This is a genomic window from Amycolatopsis sp. CFH S0740 (assembly GCF_004522315.1).
GTDB lineage: Bacteria > Actinomycetota > Actinomycetes > Mycobacteriales > Pseudonocardiaceae > Amycolatopsis > Amycolatopsis nivea.
The window spans coordinates 102,862-118,499 of record NZ_SDLS01000026.1 but is presented as its reverse complement, the minus strand read 5'-3'; the positions used below and the strand labels follow the sequence as shown (position 1 = coordinate 118,499).

The 15,638-nt window shown below is 70.3% G+C and carries 14 protein-coding genes; 7 read left to right on the top strand and 7 right to left on the bottom strand.

The annotated features are described in order from the left end of the window. Positions 1 to 22 precede the first annotated feature (22 nt). Together EIZ45_RS34110 and EIZ45_RS34105 are read left to right on the top strand one after the other, a co-directional pair. A complete protein-coding gene (locus tag EIZ45_RS34110; RefSeq protein WP_037815737.1) occupies positions 23 to 766 on the top strand; it encodes a FadR/GntR family transcriptional regulator in 744 nt (247 codons plus the stop codon). A 32-nt stretch (positions 767 to 798) separates the two neighbouring features. Further along, positions 799 to 1,539, top strand: a complete 741-nt coding sequence (locus EIZ45_RS34105) for a cache domain-containing protein (RefSeq protein WP_037816366.1) — start codon at positions 799 to 801, stop codon at positions 1,537 to 1,539. On the opposite strand, the gene EIZ45_RS34100 is transcribed toward EIZ45_RS34105, so the two are convergent. Next, the gene (locus tag EIZ45_RS34100; RefSeq protein ID WP_134669416.1) at positions 1,529 to 2,947 is read right to left on the bottom strand and encodes a PucR family transcriptional regulator; all 1,419 of its coding nucleotides are present in this window, start codon (positions 2,945 to 2,947) and stop codon (positions 1,529 to 1,531) included. The genes EIZ45_RS34105 and EIZ45_RS34100 overlap by 11 nt on opposite strands. Positions 2,948 to 3,101: 154 nt before the next feature. On the opposite strand from EIZ45_RS34100, the gene gabT reads away from it, so the two are divergent. Both gabT and EIZ45_RS34090 read left to right on the top strand, forming a co-directional pair. Further along, positions 3,102 to 4,457: a 4-aminobutyrate--2-oxoglutarate transaminase gene (gene gabT / locus EIZ45_RS34095; protein ID WP_043834904.1), complete on the top strand. Its 1,356-nt coding sequence runs from the start codon at positions 3,102 to 3,104 to the stop codon at positions 4,455 to 4,457. Then, positions 4,454 to 5,881, top strand: coding sequence for an aldehyde dehydrogenase family protein (locus EIZ45_RS34090; RefSeq protein WP_134669414.1), 1,428 nt, complete (start codon positions 4,454 to 4,456; stop codon positions 5,879 to 5,881). Before gabT ends, EIZ45_RS34090 begins: the two co-directional genes overlap by 4 nt. Here EIZ45_RS34090 and EIZ45_RS34085 read toward each other — a convergent pair. Then, positions 5,862 to 6,626, bottom strand: coding sequence for a helical backbone metal receptor (locus EIZ45_RS34085; protein WP_134669412.1), 765 nt, complete (start codon positions 6,624 to 6,626; stop codon positions 5,862 to 5,864). The genes EIZ45_RS34090 and EIZ45_RS34085 overlap by 20 nt on opposite strands. After that, complete coding sequence (locus tag EIZ45_RS34080; protein ID WP_370318218.1) at positions 6,623 to 8,041, bottom strand: RNB domain-containing ribonuclease; 1,419 nt, start codon at positions 8,039 to 8,041, stop codon at positions 6,623 to 6,625. The genes EIZ45_RS34085 and EIZ45_RS34080 overlap by 4 nt, the downstream gene beginning before the upstream one ends. Positions 8,042 to 8,154: 113 nt before the next feature. On the opposite strand from EIZ45_RS34080, the gene EIZ45_RS34075 reads away from it, so the two are divergent. Genes EIZ45_RS34075 through EIZ45_RS34065 form a run of 3 tightly spaced genes read left to right on the top strand, consistent with a single transcriptional unit; the run spans position 8,155 to position 11,118 of the window. Next, positions 8,155 to 9,114, top strand: coding sequence for an ATP-binding protein (locus tag EIZ45_RS34075; protein ID WP_037815745.1), 960 nt, complete (start codon positions 8,155 to 8,157; stop codon positions 9,112 to 9,114). Between the two features lie 58 nt (positions 9,115 to 9,172). Continuing rightward, entirely contained in the window at positions 9,173 to 10,327 is a 1,155-nt protein-coding gene (locus EIZ45_RS34070) for an SMI1/KNR4 family protein (protein ID WP_167756633.1), read from the top strand. Further along, a complete protein-coding gene (locus EIZ45_RS34065; protein ID WP_134669406.1) occupies positions 10,324 to 11,118 on the top strand; it encodes a hypothetical protein in 795 nt (264 codons plus the stop codon). Before EIZ45_RS34070 ends, EIZ45_RS34065 begins: the two co-directional genes overlap by 4 nt. A gap of 259 nt (positions 11,119 to 11,377) precedes the next feature. On the opposite strand, the gene EIZ45_RS34060 is transcribed toward EIZ45_RS34065, so the two are convergent. The 4 genes from EIZ45_RS34060 to EIZ45_RS34045 form a co-directional block, all read right to left on the bottom strand. After that, entirely contained in the window at positions 11,378 to 11,575 is a 198-nt protein-coding gene (locus EIZ45_RS34060; protein WP_037815747.1) for a hypothetical protein, read from the bottom strand. Positions 11,576 to 11,599: 24 nt separating this feature from the next. Further along, entirely contained in the window at positions 11,600 to 11,884 is a 285-nt protein-coding gene (locus EIZ45_RS46275) for a hypothetical protein (RefSeq protein WP_167754405.1), read from the bottom strand. Positions 11,885 to 14,034: 2,150 nt separating this feature from the next. Continuing rightward, positions 14,035 to 15,033: a C40 family peptidase gene (locus EIZ45_RS34050; protein WP_037815749.1), complete on the bottom strand. Its 999-nt coding sequence runs from the start codon at positions 15,031 to 15,033 to the stop codon at positions 14,035 to 14,037. A gap of 2 nt (positions 15,034 to 15,035) precedes the next feature. Continuing rightward, the gene (locus EIZ45_RS34045) at positions 15,036 to 15,635 is read right to left on the bottom strand and encodes a hypothetical protein (protein WP_134669403.1); all 600 of its coding nucleotides are present in this window, start codon (positions 15,633 to 15,635) and stop codon (positions 15,036 to 15,038) included. Between the last annotated feature and the right edge of the window lie 3 nt (positions 15,636 to 15,638).

The window sequence follows — 15,638 nt, the reverse complement described above, 5'->3', positions numbered from 1 at the left end:
TGCCGAGACGGGTGGACCAACGATGCGCAAGGAGATGTCGAACAGCGCACGACTGGCGATGTTCGCCCCGCTGGAACAGGTGGGGCGCGCGGAGGCGGTCGCGGCGCGGCTGTTCGACGCCATCACGCTCGGTCTCCTCGACGACGCCGAGCAGTTGCCGAGCGAGGCCGAACTCGCCGCGCAGTTCCGCGTCTCCACGGTCACCGTGCGCGAGGCGCTCGCGGTGCTGCGGCAGCAGGGTCTCGTCGAAACGCGGCGCGGACGCGGCGGCGGCAGCTTCGTGCGCACCCCGGACTGGCCCGCGCAGAGTTCGTGGGCCGAACGCCTGCGATTGGTCTCAATGGCTGAACTTCGCGACTTCGGCGACCACTACCTCGCCGTCGCGGGCTCGGCGGCGAAACTCGCCGCGGAACGCAGCACTCCCGAAGATCTCGAACGGCTGCGGCTCACCGCGGAAGACCTCCTCGGCGCGAGCGGCCCCGACGCGACCCGCGCGGAACGGCACTTCCACCTCGAAGTCGCCGCCGCCGCACAGTCCCCTCGGCTCACCAACCAGGAAGTTCAGCTGCAGAGCGAACACGGCGTATTGCTCTGGGCGCCCCTCGGCGACAAGGAAACCTGCCGCGGGTCTTACGCTGAGCACCAGGCGATCGTCTCGGCGATCGCCTCGGCCGACGGCGATCGGGCGCGCGCCTTGACCGAAGAGCACCTTCTCGGCGCGCTTGATCGGCTCGCAGATCTGCACCTGACCCTCGAAACGCCGTAAGCTCCGATGACCCGCATCACGAGGTGAGCATCGTGCCCGACACCCGCACGCTGACCGGCGAAGAGGTAGTGACCCAGGTTTCCTCCCTCGTCGAGGAGATTTTCGCGCGCCTGAAACCGGTTCTGGCCGCCGCCGAGACGCTGCTCGCCGAATCCGGCGAGCTGTCCGCCGATGCGCTGCACACGATCCGGCCGCAGGTCATCGAGGCGCTCGGCGGCCTCGTGGTCGGCGCGGGCTTCGTGAGCGCGCCGAATGTCCTTGCCGATCAAGAACTCGGCTTCGAATGGTGGACCTCGTGCCGCGCCGACGACGGGGCTCCGGAACAGCTGTTCATCAGCCTCGATCCGGAGAGCCCCAATTTTCTCGACTACACGCGGCAATCCTGGTTCACCGTCCCGCGCGACAGCGGGCGGCGGCATGTCAATGGGCCGTACGTGGACTATCTCTGCACCGACGAGTACACGCTCACCTTCACCATTCCCGTCACGCGCGGTGAGGAATTCGCCGGAGTCGTTGGTGCGGACGTGTATGTGCGCGAGTTCGAGCGCACGGTGAGTCGCCGGCTGCGCGCGCTCGGCCGGACCGCCGCGTTGCTCAACGCGCAGGGCCGGGTGATCGTGTCGAACAGCGTGCGGAAGGCGACCGGGTCGCTGGTGCGCGAGATCGACGTGCCTGCCTGGTGGGCATCCGGCGCGGAACCGTATACCGCGCCGGGCGGGATGACGTTGCGGCGGTGCGGGGATTCCCCGATCACGCTGCTGGTCACGACCTGATCTGCAGCGCGAACCACAGTTCCGCGCGGACGCCCGGCGCGTCGAGGTCCCGGCCCAGCAGTTCGGCGGCTTTGGTGACCCGGTTGCGCAAGGTGTGCCGGTGCACGCCGAGCTTTGTCGCGGCGAGGTCCCAGTGGCCGTGGTGCTCGAGCCAGCAGCGCAGCGACAGTTCCAGGTCGCCGCGGCCGGTCCGGTCGAACTCCCGTACCGGCGCGAGCAGCTGGTCGGAAAACGCTTGCGCGGCTTGCTGATCGATCAAGCCGAGCAATCCGGCCCCGGCGTGGTCGGCGTAGCGCAGCAGCGGCACGCGCTGGGTACGCGCTGCCTCGGCCGCTTCTTCCGCCTGCCTCAACGCGGTTGGGAAATCTCCTGTGGACAGTCCACTGTGGAAATCTCCGGTCTCCCCGACGATCGCGGTCACCTCGTCGTTCTCCGCCAGCACGATCAGCTTGTCTCCGCGATGCGCGGCGAACACTTGTCCGGCAAGGGTTTCCAACCGTTCGTACAGGGTGTTCCGGGCCGCCTTGCTCCCCTTTACCACTAGCACCGTCCACGGCTCTGCCGGGAGATCAGGTACGACCTCGCGGGCGAGCTCGTCGTGTCCGGCGGCGAGCAGCTCCAGCACACCCGTGTGCAGCTGGGACAGCGAGAGTCGCTGTGCGCGATCTTGTTCCAAGGCAAGGGAAAGCAGTGAGACAGCCGTGTTGACGATGTGCTGTCCGGTGCTGTCCAACGGTTCCGCAGTACCGACCGCCAGCGCACCCCGCGTATGCAGAGTCTGGATGACGACCTCGTCTTCGCCATGAGACACCACGCGCGTGCCCGCGCGAAGACTGGTGACGTCCAGTTCGACGCCGCGCGCTTTGGCCGACGACGCCTCGCGTACGCGTCCGGCGGAGTCGTACAGCACGACCCAGCCGTCGATGAGCCGCGCGAGCCGACGCACCACTCCCCCGGCGCCGCTGCGCCCGACCGCGGTACGGGTCAGTTCCTGCTGGGCGCGGCCGATCCGCACTGTCGCGGCATACTCGTCAGCCGCGACCGACCGGGAGACCGCGCGCGTGATCGCGATGAACGGCGTCTTCCGCGGCACCTCCAACACCGGCAGCCCGACTTCGTCGGCGACTGCCACCAACGCGTCCGGCACCTTCGCGTGGCTCAGCCCGACGCCGAAGCCGAGCCCGGCGACATCCGCGTCGACCAGCCGCCGGATGTAGGGCGCGTACGTCGCGCTGTAGAGCGTCAGACCGGTCGTGAGCAGCAGTTCGCCGCCTTCGAGGAAGACCTGCGGGTCGGTCAGTTCGGTGGGGTGCACCCAGCCGATCGGACGGTCCAGCCCCGCCTCACCCGCGACCACGCGCAGGCCGAGCGCGGGTTCGGCGGCGAGGGCGCGCAGGGTTAGTGCCATAACGGCCAAGTGTAGCCGCCAAGTTGGACAGAACGGCCAGCTGACGGGAGGGGGCGGAGGGCCCATTCTGAGGGGCGAACCAGTTCAAAGCTCGTGAGTGCCTATCGCGGTTCTAACCGTGATCGCCGCTCACGACCCGCGACGCAGGAGCGGCATGACCACCAGCACCGCCGCCGAGCCGCAGGCTCCGGCACCCCGGCAGCGCAGGCTGCAGACCGAGATCCCCGGGCCCGTCTCCCGCGCGCTGCAGGAGCGCCGCGCGAACGCGGTCGCCGCCGGGGTCGCGTCGACGCTGCCCGCCTACATCACCTCCGCCAGCGGCGGCCTGCTCACCGACGCCGACGGCAACGTGCTGATCGATTTCGGTTCCGGGATCGCGGTGACGAGCGTCGGGCATTCCGCGCCCGAGGTGGTCGACCGGGTGCGCGAGCAGGCGGCGCTGTTCACCCACACCTGTTTCATGGTGACCCCGTACGAGGGTTACGTGGAGGTGTGCGAGGCGCTGGCCGAGCTGACGCCGGGCGACCACGCGAAGAAGTCGGTGCTGTTCAACTCCGGCGCGGAAGCGGTCGAGAACGCGGTGAAGATCGCCCGCACCGCCACCGGTCGCCAGGCCGTCGTGGTGTTCGACCACGCCTACCACGGCCGCACCAACCTGACCATGGGCATGACCGCGAAATCGGTGCCCTACAAGCACGGTTTCGGCCCGTTCGCGCCCGAGGTGTACCGCGTGCCGGGCTCGTACCCGTACCGCGACGGGCTGGCCGGCCCGGAGGCCGCGCGGCAGGCGATCGACCGGATCGAGAAGCAGATCGGCGGCGACCAGGTCGCGGCCGTCGTGCTCGAACCGATCCAGGGCGAGGGCGGGTTCATCGAGCCGGCTCCCGGTTTCCTGCCCGCGATTTCCTCGTGGTGCAAGGCGAACGGCGTCGTGTTCGTCGCCGACGAGGTGCAGACCGGTTTCTGCCGCACCGGCAACTGGTTCGCCTCGGAGCACGAGGACGTCGTCCCCGACCTGGTCTGCACGGCCAAGGGCATCGCGGGCGGCCTGCCGCTCGCCGCGGTGACCGGGCGCGCGGACCTGCTCGACGCGGTCGGCCCGGGCGGGCTCGGCGGCACCTACGGCGGCAACCCGATCGCGTGCGCCGCGGCGCTGGGAGCGATCGAGACGATGCGGGGCGAAGGCCTGACGGGTTCCGCGAAGCGCATCGAGGAACTGGTGCTGCCGCGGCTTCGGGCGCTGGCCGAGGAAACCGGCGTGATCGGCGACGTGCGCGGGCGTGGCGCGATGCTGGCGGCCGAGTTCGTCAAGCCGGGCACGAACGAGCCCGACGCCGACCTCACCAAGCGCATCGCCGCCGCCTGCCACGCGCAAGGCGTCGTGGTTCTGACCTGCGGCACGTACGGCAACGTCGTCCGGCTGCTTCCCCCGCTGTCCCTGTCCAACGAGTTGCTCGACGAAGGCCTCGCCGTTCTCGAGTACGCGATCGCCACGGAGGCCCGCAAGTGACTTTTCCGTTCTGGGTGGCCGGAAAGCCGGTAACCAGCAGCGAAACGACCGTCGTCCGGCATTCGTTCGACGGCTCCGAAGCCGGTTCGCACTACGTGCCCGGACCGTCCGAAGTGGAGACCGCGGTGCAGGCCGCGGCGGACGTCGCCGACGAGTACGCGACGCTGCCCGCGCACGTCCGCGCGGGCGCGCTCGACCACATCTCGCGGCGTCTTTCCGAGCGGACGGAGGAGATCGCGCAGCTGATCACCGCCGAATCGGGCAAGCCGCTGAAGTGGTCGCGCGGCGAGGTCGGCCGTGCGGTGTCGACGTTCCGCTGGGCGTCCGAGGAGGCCCGCCGGTTCTCCGGCGACCTGCAGCGTCTCGACACCGACCCGGGCGGCACCGGACGGCTCGCGCTCGTCCGGCGCGTGCCGCGCGGTCCGGTGCTGGGCATCACGCCGTTCAACTTCCCGCTGAACCTGGTGGCGCACAAGGTCGCCCCGGCGATCGCGGTCGGCGCGCCGATCGTGCTCAAGCCGGCCCCGGCGACGCCGCTGACCGCACTGCTGCTCGGCGAAATCCTTGCCGAGACCGATCTTCCGGCGGGCAGCTGGTCGATCCTGCCGCTGGGCAACGAGGCGACCGCCGAACTGGTCAAGGACCCGCGGCTGCCGGTCGTGTCGTTCACCGGTTCGGTGCCGGTCGGCTGGGCGATCCGCGACAGCGTGCCGCGCAAGCACGTCGCGCTGGAACTCGGCGGCAACGGCGCGGTGCTCGTCTGTCCGGATTGGACCGACCTGGACTTCGCCGCGCAGCGGATCGCGACGTTCGCCATGTACCAGGCGGGACAGTCGTGCATTTCGGTGCAGCGCGTGTATGCGCACGCCGACGTTTACGACGAGCTGCAGAAGAAGGTGCTGGAGCAGGTCGCAGCGCTGCGCACCGGAAACCCGCGCGAGGACGGCGTCGACGTGGGCCCGCTGGTCAACGAAGCCGCCGCGTCGCGGGTCGAAACCTGGGTCACCGACGCGGTTGTCGCCGGCGCCAAGCTGCTGGCCGGAGGCGGCCGTTCGGGTGCGACGGTGGAGCCGACCGTGCTCTCCGAGGTTCCCGAGGACGTTTCGGTGATGGCGGACGAGGTGTTCGGCCCGGTGGTCTCGCTGGTCCGGGTGTCCTCTGTGGACGACGGCGTCGAGCGGATCAACGCATCCCGCTTCGGTTTGCAGACCGGCGTGTTCACCCGCGACCTGCCGACGGCGTTCGATGTGTCCGCGCGGCTCAAGGTCGGCGGTGTGCTGGTCGGCGACGTGCCGAGCTTCCGCGCCGACCAGATGCCTTACGGCGGTGTGAAGGATTCCGGTGTCGGCCGGGAAGGCCCGGCGGCGGCGATGGCGGACTTCACCGAGGAGCGCGTGACTGTCCTTACCGGACTGACTCTCTGAGCGCCGCGTAGGCGTCCACGAGAGACGGTCCGTACCACGTGAGGTAGCGCCCGGAGATCAGTACCGGGCGCATCTCCGGGAAGAAGCCGGGGCCGTCGTCCTGGGTGAACTCGTACGGCTCGTCGGGCAGTACGACCAGGTCGGCCCCGGTCTTCTGGAGTTCTTCCAGCGTGGGCCGGGGATAGCGCTCGGAGTGTCCTGAGTAGACGTTCTCGACCCCGACCCGGCGCAGCACGTCTCCGGCGAAGGTATCGCGGCCCAGCACGATCCACGGCTTGCGCCACACCGGGATCACCGCGCGGTGGCGCACCGGTGCCACTTCGCGCCACAACTCGTCCGCGATGTCGAGCCATTTCGGTTCGTCGATGCCGTACACCTGGCCGAAAATCCGCCGCAACGATCCCAGCGCGGCGGGCACGGACTCCGCCGCGGCCATGACGAACACCGGGATCCCGTTGGCACGCAGGGTTTCCACGTCCTCCGGCCGGTTCTCCTCGGAGTTCGCCAGCACCAGATCCGGTTCGAGCGCCAGCACCCGGTCGAGCTTGGGGTACTTCGACCCGCCGACCCGTTCCACGTCCAGATCCGCCGGATGCGTGCAGTAGTCCGTCGCCCCGACCAGCCGCCCCGGCGCGCTCACCTCGACCGCCTCGGTCAGCGACGGCACCAGCGACACCACGCGCCGCGGCGAGCCCTCGATCGGCACCGGCTCGCCGAGATCATCGACCAGTTCCGCGTTCCTCATACCCGTTCGAACGACACCTTCCGCTGCTCGACGTCCACTTCGGTCAGCCGCACCGCGATCCGCTCGCCCTCCGGGAACTTCTCGCCGGAGCACTTCGCCATCACCGGCGGGTTCTCGACCAGGATCTCCGCGCGCGTCTCATCCGCGCGCAGCACCACCGCCGTGAACTCGTGACCGACATGCTCTGCGAGTACCCACGCTTCGACCTGATCTATGCACGCGCGCTCGACCCGTGCGGCCAGACTGTCCGAAGCGGACATATACGCCGGCACCTCGGACAACGCCTCGCGCACCCAGTCCGGCACCTCGCGACCGGCCGTCACCGCCAGGCACACCTCGGTGCCGAACCGGTCGACCAGCCGTCGAATCGGTGCCGTGACGTGCGCGTATGCCCCGCCGATCCCCGCGTGCGTCGTAACCGAGGGCAACTCGCCGGCGAAGGCCGTGTACCCCGCGCCCCGCAACAGCCGCGTGGTGTCCGCATACAAGGCCATCGACGCGGGCTGTCCAGGGTCCAATGTGGACAGGAACTCGGACACCGTCAGCTCGACCGGCCAAGCCAGCCCGACCGCCGTCGCCGACCGGCGCAGCCATTCCACCGCGTCCGGCTCCGGGGAAGGCAGCGTCCGCAGCACCCCGATCCCGGCGTCGATCATGATCCGCGCCGCGGCCATCCCGGTCAGCAACGAGATTTCGGCATTCCACGCGTCGACGACCGTCCGCGGGCGGCGCGCGAGAATCCAGCCGCCGTCGACGTCGCCGCTGATTTCCTGCTCCGGCAACTGCAACTCGACCGCCCCGCGCCGCACCGCGAGACTCCGCCGCAACCGGCCGAGTTCCGGCAGCGCTGCCACCGAGGGATGCGGTCGTCCCGCGTCCAGCGAGGCTTGCACGCCTTCGTAGTCCAACTGCTCGGTCGACCGCACCAGCGCCCGCCGAACCCGGGTGGCGACGATTTCCCCGGCCTCGTCGACGTCGATCGTCCACAGCACCGCCGGCCGCACCTCGCCCGGCAGCAGGCTGGCCGCGCCCTCGGACAGCACCGGCGGGTGCAGCGGGACGTTGCCGTCCGGGAGATACAGCGTCTGCCCGCGCCGCCGCGCCTCGTGATCGAGCGCCCCGCCCGGCGGGACGAACGCCGCCAGGTCCGCGATCGCGTACTGCACCCGGAAGCCGCTGCCGCGCCGCTCGATCACCATCGCCTGGTCGAGGTCCTTAGACCCGGGCGGATCGATCGTGACGAACGGCAGGTCGGTGGCGTCCTCGCGGCCGCCCGCGGACGCGAGCGGATCGAGCACCGCCGTTTCGGCCTCCGCGAGCACCGCGGGCCCGAACGACTCCGGCAGCGCGAACTCCGTCCGGAGACGACCGAAGTCCCCTCCCGACGCTGGCGTCCTCAGCACGAGTGGCGGCACGGTCCAACACTATCCCGCCGAACCGCCGGTGATCGCCCGTTCGGGCGCGGGCCGGTCGGGTGTAGCCTGCCCGGCATTGATAATCGTCTTCATTTTCAGAAGGGGCCGGATCGGTGAAGATCGCGTTCGTCGGCAAGGGCGGCAGCGGGAAAACCACGCTCTCGTCGCTGTTCGTCTCTTATGTGGCCGCTGCGGGCAAACCGGTGCTGGCGATCGACGCCGACATCAACCAGCACCTGGCGGTGGCCCTCGGCGCGACCGAGGAACAGGCGCTCGCGTGGCCGACCCTCGGCGACAACATGCCGCTGATCAAGGAGTACCTGCGCGGCGACAACCCGCGGATCCCGTCGGCCGACGCGATGATCAAAACGACCCCGCCCGGCCGCGGCTCGCGGCTCGTGCGGCCGTTCGAGGACAACCCGATCTTCGACGCCTGCTTCCGCCCGCTCGGCGGCGTCCGGCTGGGCGTCACCGGCCAGTTCGACGAGGACGACCTCGGCGTGGCCTGCTACCACTCGAAGGTCGGCGCGGCCGAACTGCTGCTGAACCACCTGGTCGACGGCACGGACGAGTACGTCGTGATGGACATGACCGCGGGTGCCGACGCGTTCGCCTCGGGTCTGTTCACGCGCTTCGACGTGACGTTCCTGGTGTGCGAACCGACCCTGCGCAGCGTCGGTGTTTACCGTCAGTACGCGGATCACGCGCGGGACTTCGGGGTTCACCTGGTCGCGATCGGGAACAAGGTCACCGACGGCGACGACGTGGACTTCCTGACCGAGCAGCTGGGTTCGGCCCTGCTGGGCTGGATGACGACGTCCGGCCACGTCCGGGCCGCCGAACGCGGCACGACCCGGCCGATCGGCGAACTGGAACCGCGCAACCTGGCGACGCTGGCCGCGATGCAGGACCTGGTGGACACGACGCCGCGCGACTGGGCGCGGTACCAGCGCCAAGGCGTGGAGTTCCACCTGCGGAACGCGCGGGCCTGGGGGAACGGACGCGCGGGAACGGATCTGGCGGAGCAGGTGGATCCGGAATTCGTACTGGATCCGGCCTTGGTGATGGGGTAACCGCACACCTCGCCGAATCCGCCACCGGGGCCGGAGCCGCGCCGCCATAATGCCGCGCATGGACTGGAAACCCTGGCTGTCCCGGTGGAGCGCGGAGTGGATCCAGAGCTCCGAGCCCGCCGAGCTCGACCCGCAGGTATTGCGCGATCGATGGCTCGGCTTCGCCCCGGCGAGCGAGGAGGCGGTCGCGGCGGCAGAGGCACGATTGGGTCTGCCGCTGCCGCCGTCCTACCGGGATTTCCTGCTGACGACAGACGGCTGGCGCGACGCCGGATCGTTCGTCTGGCGCATGCGGGACACCGCCACTCTCGGCTGGCTGCGGGACATCGAGCCGTACTGGGAGGGCTGGGAAGAACTCTCCGAAGACGAGGAACCGGCCGAGAGCAACAAGTTCAGCCGGGGACTGCTGATCTCGCTCGAGGCCGACGCCGGGATCCTGTTCCTCGACCCGGGCGACGTCGACGAGTCCGGCGAGTGGGCGGCGTACAGCTTGTTCTCCTGGATGGCTGAACCGCCCACCCGGTTCGCGTCGTTCACCGCGTTGATGGAGAGCCTGTACGCCGAGTTCCACCAGATGCGCCGTCCGGAAGGCGAAACTCGCGACTCGTGGGACGCCAAGGTCGAACAGGCCAGGCTCGACGCGCTCGCCGGCGATGCCGACGCTGCCTCGGCGGTTCTCGCTCAGGCCGAGGAATTCGGCCGCGACCGGGCCACGATCCTGCTCGTCCAGTTAGACCTGCTGCTCGGCCGGGAGTACCAGGCCAGCCAGTCGTTCAGCAGGCTGCTGCATCAGGCGCCAGAAGGCTTTTTCGCCGATCCGCTGTTCACCGAGGAATTCCTGCCGTGGCTGTTCGCCGAGCACGCTCGGACCGCGACGAACTACCGCCACTCGGTACTGCAGACGGCGATGATCGGCGAACGCCCGGAGATCCAGCTCGCCATCGGCGAAGGCCAAGCCCGGCTTCGGCGGGACGGACCGCGCCCGAACTTCGGCGAGCCAGCGTTCGATCAGCTGGTCAGGAAGGCCCTGGACGCCCACGCAGGCGACGCGGACGCGTTGTGGCGGGCCGTGCGGGCGGCCATGGAGCACTGGCGGCCGCGGAACGTCGACCACATCGCCCCGGTCGCGCTGCTCGCCGACCCGGCGCTGGCCTCGACGCTCACCCCCGAGCGCGGCCGCGCACTGCTGACCCAACCGCGAGGTGACCGATGAGACCCGTCCCGACCCGGGAAGACGTCGCGATGGACCACATCCTGCGCGCCTGCGGCAGCCCGCACGACTTCCCCGACTTCGCCCTGGAAGCGACCGAAACCCAGACCGACGCGTCCGGCCGGACCATCTGCATCAGGCGGGACGCCTGCCGAACCTGCGGGACCGTGTCGATAAGCCAATGGCAAGGCCCCTTGCCCGAAGGCCCCGGCCAGATCGCGGTCGTCAGCAGATACGAACGGCCGGAGCCAGGAGACGTCCCCGGCCTCGCCGAGCGCACCCGGCAGGTGACCGACGCCGAATTCGCTGAATTCCTTGCCTCGAATGGTTTCCCCGACGGCATCCCCGAGGACTTCGCCCCGTACCGGCCCGCGACCACGCGCCTAGATTTTCACCTGCGCGTCCGGGCAGGGCAGTTCATGCTGCTAGACCGAGGCCGTTCGCTCGGCGACATCCTGCCGGTACCGCCGTCCGCCGAATCCGCGAACCTGATCGACGCGGTCCCCGGCGCGGCGCTCTTCTGGACCCCGATCCACGACGGCGAACTCCCGTTGACCGTGGTGCTCTGCCCCGCGGACCCGGGCCCCGACCGGTCCTATCCCCGGATCGCGGAGCTGAGCTGCCGCTTTCATTCCGGCCACGTCGTCCTGCGCGAACTGGCCGGACAGGAACGGGAGTTGCCACCGCTGCCCGCCGGACACGGCGACTACCGGCTCCGCTTCCACACCGCGGATTCCGGCTGTCTGCTGCAGTTGTGGGGGCAACCGCGGACTAAACCGCTCTACCCCGCCTGACCGCCCAGTCAGTCACGGTCGGCGGCGTCGGCTTGCCGGGTGCGTTAGCCGCATCCGCACTGCGGCCTCCGGCTGCCTGCTGCAACTGTGGGGACAAGCGCTATACCCCAACTGACCGCCCGGTCAGCCGCCACCCAGGCACGGTCGGCGTCGGCTTGCCGGGTGCATTAGCCGCTTCCACAGCGCGGACTCCGACTGCCTGCCGCCCCTATGGCGGCAGCCGCGCACCAAACCGCTTTACCCCGCCTGACCAGCCCAGTCAGTCGCCATCCCAAGAACGGTCCGCCGCGTCGGCTTGCCGGGTGCGTTCGCGGGCGATGTCGAGCGCGCGGCGGGCCGTGGCCTCGTCCGGGTACGGGCCGAGGAGGTCGACTCCGCGGCTGCGTTCCAGGTGCTCGACTTCGTGGGTGCGGGTGTTGTAGTACCAGCCCTGGTCCGGGTTCGGGTCGTCAGACATGGGTTCAGCCTGACACCTGCCCGCTCACTTGCGCCAGCGGAACGGAACCTCCGTGGGCTGCCCGGTGGGCCCGAAGTCGGCCGGACCGTCGTCCTCGTGGTCGGGATGCTCGTCGAACCACCCGCGAGGATCCCCGACCGGAATGCCGCGAGGCGGGGTCGCCGCGTCGTCCGCCGGGGAGGAAGCACCGTAATCCGGAACCGGCGGTACGGCCGATTCCTTGCCCGGAAACACCGGCAGCTCATCCCGATACGGCCGCACCGGCGGCGGCGTGGAGGTGCCGGTCTCCTGCCCAGGGAAGACAGGCAAGGGCCGCCCGTCCGGCCCGGTCTCAACCGCGCGACGGCGACCGCTGGGCTGCGGAAGCTGGAACGGAGCACCCGAGGCGGGAGGTGCTTGCGGCTGGGCCGGAGGATTCGCAGGTGGTTGCGGTGCGGAAGGGGCGGGCGGATTTGCCGACTCCGCGGGTGCAGGAGGAGCAGTCGGGGGCTGTTGCGGTGCAGGAGGCGCGGACGGGTTCGCCGACTCAACGCCGAGCGCGGGAGGAGCAGGCTGGTGCGGTGCAGCAGACGCGGGCGAGTTCGCCGACTCCGCGCCGGGTGCGGCGGGAGCAGGCTGGTGCTGCACCGGTTGCGCCGCAGCAGGAGCGGGCGAGCTTGCCGATTCGGAGCCGGGTGTGGCAGGAGCCGTCGGCTGCTGCGGTGCAGTAGGCGCGGGCGGGGTCGCCGACTCAGCGCTGGATGGAGCAGGAGCCGGATCGCTCGCGGGCGGAGTCGGTTGCGAGGCACCAGGCGCGGGCGGAGTCGCTGCCTCCGCGCTGGGCGAGACAGGAGCTGTCGGCGGCTGCTGCGGCACCGGTTGCGGCGCAGCAGAGGCGGGCGAGTTCGCCGACTCAGCGCCGGGTGCGGCAGGAGCCGTCGGCGGCTGCTGCGGTGCAGTAGACGCGGGCGGGGTCGCCGACTCAGCACTGGGTGAAGCAGGAGCCGGATCACTCGCGGACGGTGCCGGTTGCGACGCACCAGGCGCAGGCGGATTCGCCGACTCAGCGTTGGGCGCGGGAGGAGCAGGCTGCATCGGAGCGCTCGCGGGAGGAACCGGTTGCGCAGCACTAGCCGCGGGCGGGTTCACCGACTCCGTGTTAGGTGTGGCCGTAGGCGGCTGCTGCGGAGCCGGTTGCGACCCACCGGACGTGGGCGGAGTAACCGGCTGTTGCGCAGCTGGCGGAGCCGGGGGTTGTGGCGCTGGCATCGACGGGTTCGCGGGTGCGGGGGGCGAACTCGGGCCGTACTGCTGCACCCCGGGCTGCGGAACCCGACTTTGCTGTTCCGCCGGGTTCTGTCCATGCCACCCGGGAGCGGCCTCATGCCGACCGTGTGGCGGAACCACCGGATTCCCCTGTTGCGGCAACGGTTCCGCCGGGCGGGCAGGCTGACGCGGCTCGTGCACGTACGGCTTCGGCTGCCACGCCTGCCTCGCCTGCAACTGAGGATTGACCGCAGGCTGCGCGGGTGGCGGCATCGAGGACGGGACGCTGGTGTCGGGCGGTGGCGCGGCAGGCGGAGCCTCGACAGCAGGGCTGGGCTGAGATGTCTCGTCCGCAGCAACCGTCTCCGGACCAGCAGCTTCCGAGGCCTGCTCAGCGGGCGAAACCGCCTGTTCCGCCGCGGCAGGAGCCGGGGCCGAACCCCCATGAGCGTCTGAAGGGCGTGCAGCCCCAGCCGGAGCGGACTTCGTCGGCAGTTCATCCCCCACCGGCCCCTGAGGCGCCGAAGATCGCCAAACCGGCGCCGGCCCGATGTTCATCGGCACCGCCGCGGCCAGCGGGCCTACCGGGGGCGCCTCGCCTGAAGGCGCCGGGCCAGCGGCAGCCGGGCGCGGGATCGGGTCCAGGCAGGACACCAGCACAGTCGTCCGGTCGGGGTCCTGGACCTTCCGGCCGCTCCGTTCCCGGTAGACCATCTCGCCCTCGGCGTCCATCTCCACCAGGTAGCCCGCCTCCGCGAGCTGCTCCTCGTCGAGATCCACCAAGCGCTCGTAGCGGGACGGGACCACCCGGTACACCGGCCACGACAACCGTGCGTGTTCGGCGTGGAACTGGGCCAGCAAAGCCGCCATCTGCTGTTGCCACGGGAGCGACATGCTCTCGGCCAGGGAACGCGGCAGGACGACGTACCCGCCGTCGACGCCGGGCATTCCCTGGTTCAGCAGGTCCGCCAACGGGGTGCTGGACGCGGGGTGCGCGGACTGGCGCGGCGGCTGCGGTGCGCCGAACAGCGCCGCCGGGTCCTGGGGCTCGCTTTGGCCGGTCTTGCCTCGCTTGCCGAATTTCCGTGCCACGTGTGCCATCCTCTGCCAGCGCGCGGCCACGTGCTCGTGGACAGGCCGCGACTTCGGGGTGAATCCGGACCCGCGGTACTGGGCAACCCGCGGGTCAAGAGCCGGTGCCTCCCGCACCCATGCTAGACGCCGGGGCGCACCGCCTGCGGCACGACTTCGTGCTCGTCGAACGAGAACGGGCGCACGTGCACCGGCACGCCGGTCTGCTGGGCCTCGACGATCTTGCCGTCTCCCAGGTACATCGCGACGTGGTGGATGGTCGTCGGGTCGGCCGGGTCGGTGGCGAGGAAAATCAGGTCGCCGGGCTGCGCGTCGCGCACCGGCAGCATCGCGCCCGCCTTGTACTGGTCCTTCGACACGCGCGGCAGGATCACGCCCGCCGACTCGTAGGCGCGCAGCATCAGGCCGGAACAGTCATAGGAATCCGGGCCGGTCGCGCCCCAGATGTAAGGCTTGCCCTGCTCGCCGAGGGCGAACTTGATCGCCTGTGCCGCGGCCTGGCTCGGCGGCAGCGCGGCTCCCATGCCCTGCCCGCAGCCCACCACGTCGGCGATCTGGCCCATGTTCTGCACCAGCGCGGCCGCCATGGCCTCCCACCGGTGGTACCGGTCCGGGAAGCCGGACCGCTCGACCCGTTGCGCGGCGTCGCCGGGGCGCAGGTTTTCCCAGTCCGGGACGCCGAGCAGGACGTCGAAGAATTTGTTGATCGCGTAATTCGGGTCGGTGACCTGGGCCGCGCTGCCCCAGTTCATCGACGGGCGCATCTGGAAGATGCCGAGCGAATCGCGGTCCCCGTAGTTCACGTTGTGCAGCCGCGATTCGGTCATCCCGGCCTGGATCGCGACCTGCCACGCCCGCGGCGCGAGGCTGCGCTGCTTGCCGATCGAGATGATCAGCGAAACCGTGTTGCGCGACTCCTGGTCGAGTTCCGCGGCGTCCGCCCCGCCCTGCTCCGGCTGGCCGGGCTGGGTGGGGCCGATCGCGGCGTCGCACGAGGTCAGCGCGACCCCGCCGGCCGCCGCCTGCTGCTGATCGGTCACCGCCTTCTGCACGACGTTGGTGGTGAGCACCGTGGCGAAAACGGCGGCGATCACCACCGAGACGAGAATGGCCAGCTTCACGGTCAGCTCGCCTGGTCATAGTCCGACACTCGCCATCCCGCCGCGGTTTTGACCACGGTGATGCTGAGTTTCGGACCGTCGGTGGGGACCACGACCTTGACCGAACTGGAGTAGGACTGCGCGACCGTCGGATCGCCGGTGACCTTGGTCGCCGGAATGTTCGCGGGGTCCACAGTGGACATAATCGGGAGGTACTCGTCGGTGGTGAGCGCGCGCATCCCGTTGAGCCAGTCGGCGTTCGAGATGCCCGCCGGATGGTGCACCCACGCCGTCGCCCACTGCTTAGCGATGCTCAGCGCCTGCGGGTTCGGCGCCGCCGACGACGGGGTGACCAGCGGCTGCGACAGCCGGGTCGGCAGGGTTTCCGTGCTCGGCACCGGGGCCGCGACGCCGGTGTGCGGCCCGGCCGACGAGTTCGGCGGAGCCGCTCCCGGATGCGCGGACGCCGGTTTGCCCAGGAGCTTGGGCAGGCCGACGCCCAGCGCGGTGATCAGCACGGCGAGGAACACCAGCGTGCCCACGAGATGCCGGGGCGAGCGGAGCGGGAACCCCCACAGGCGGCGGTAGACCGCGGTCCGGCCGCGGTTGGTGCGGATCGGCATCGG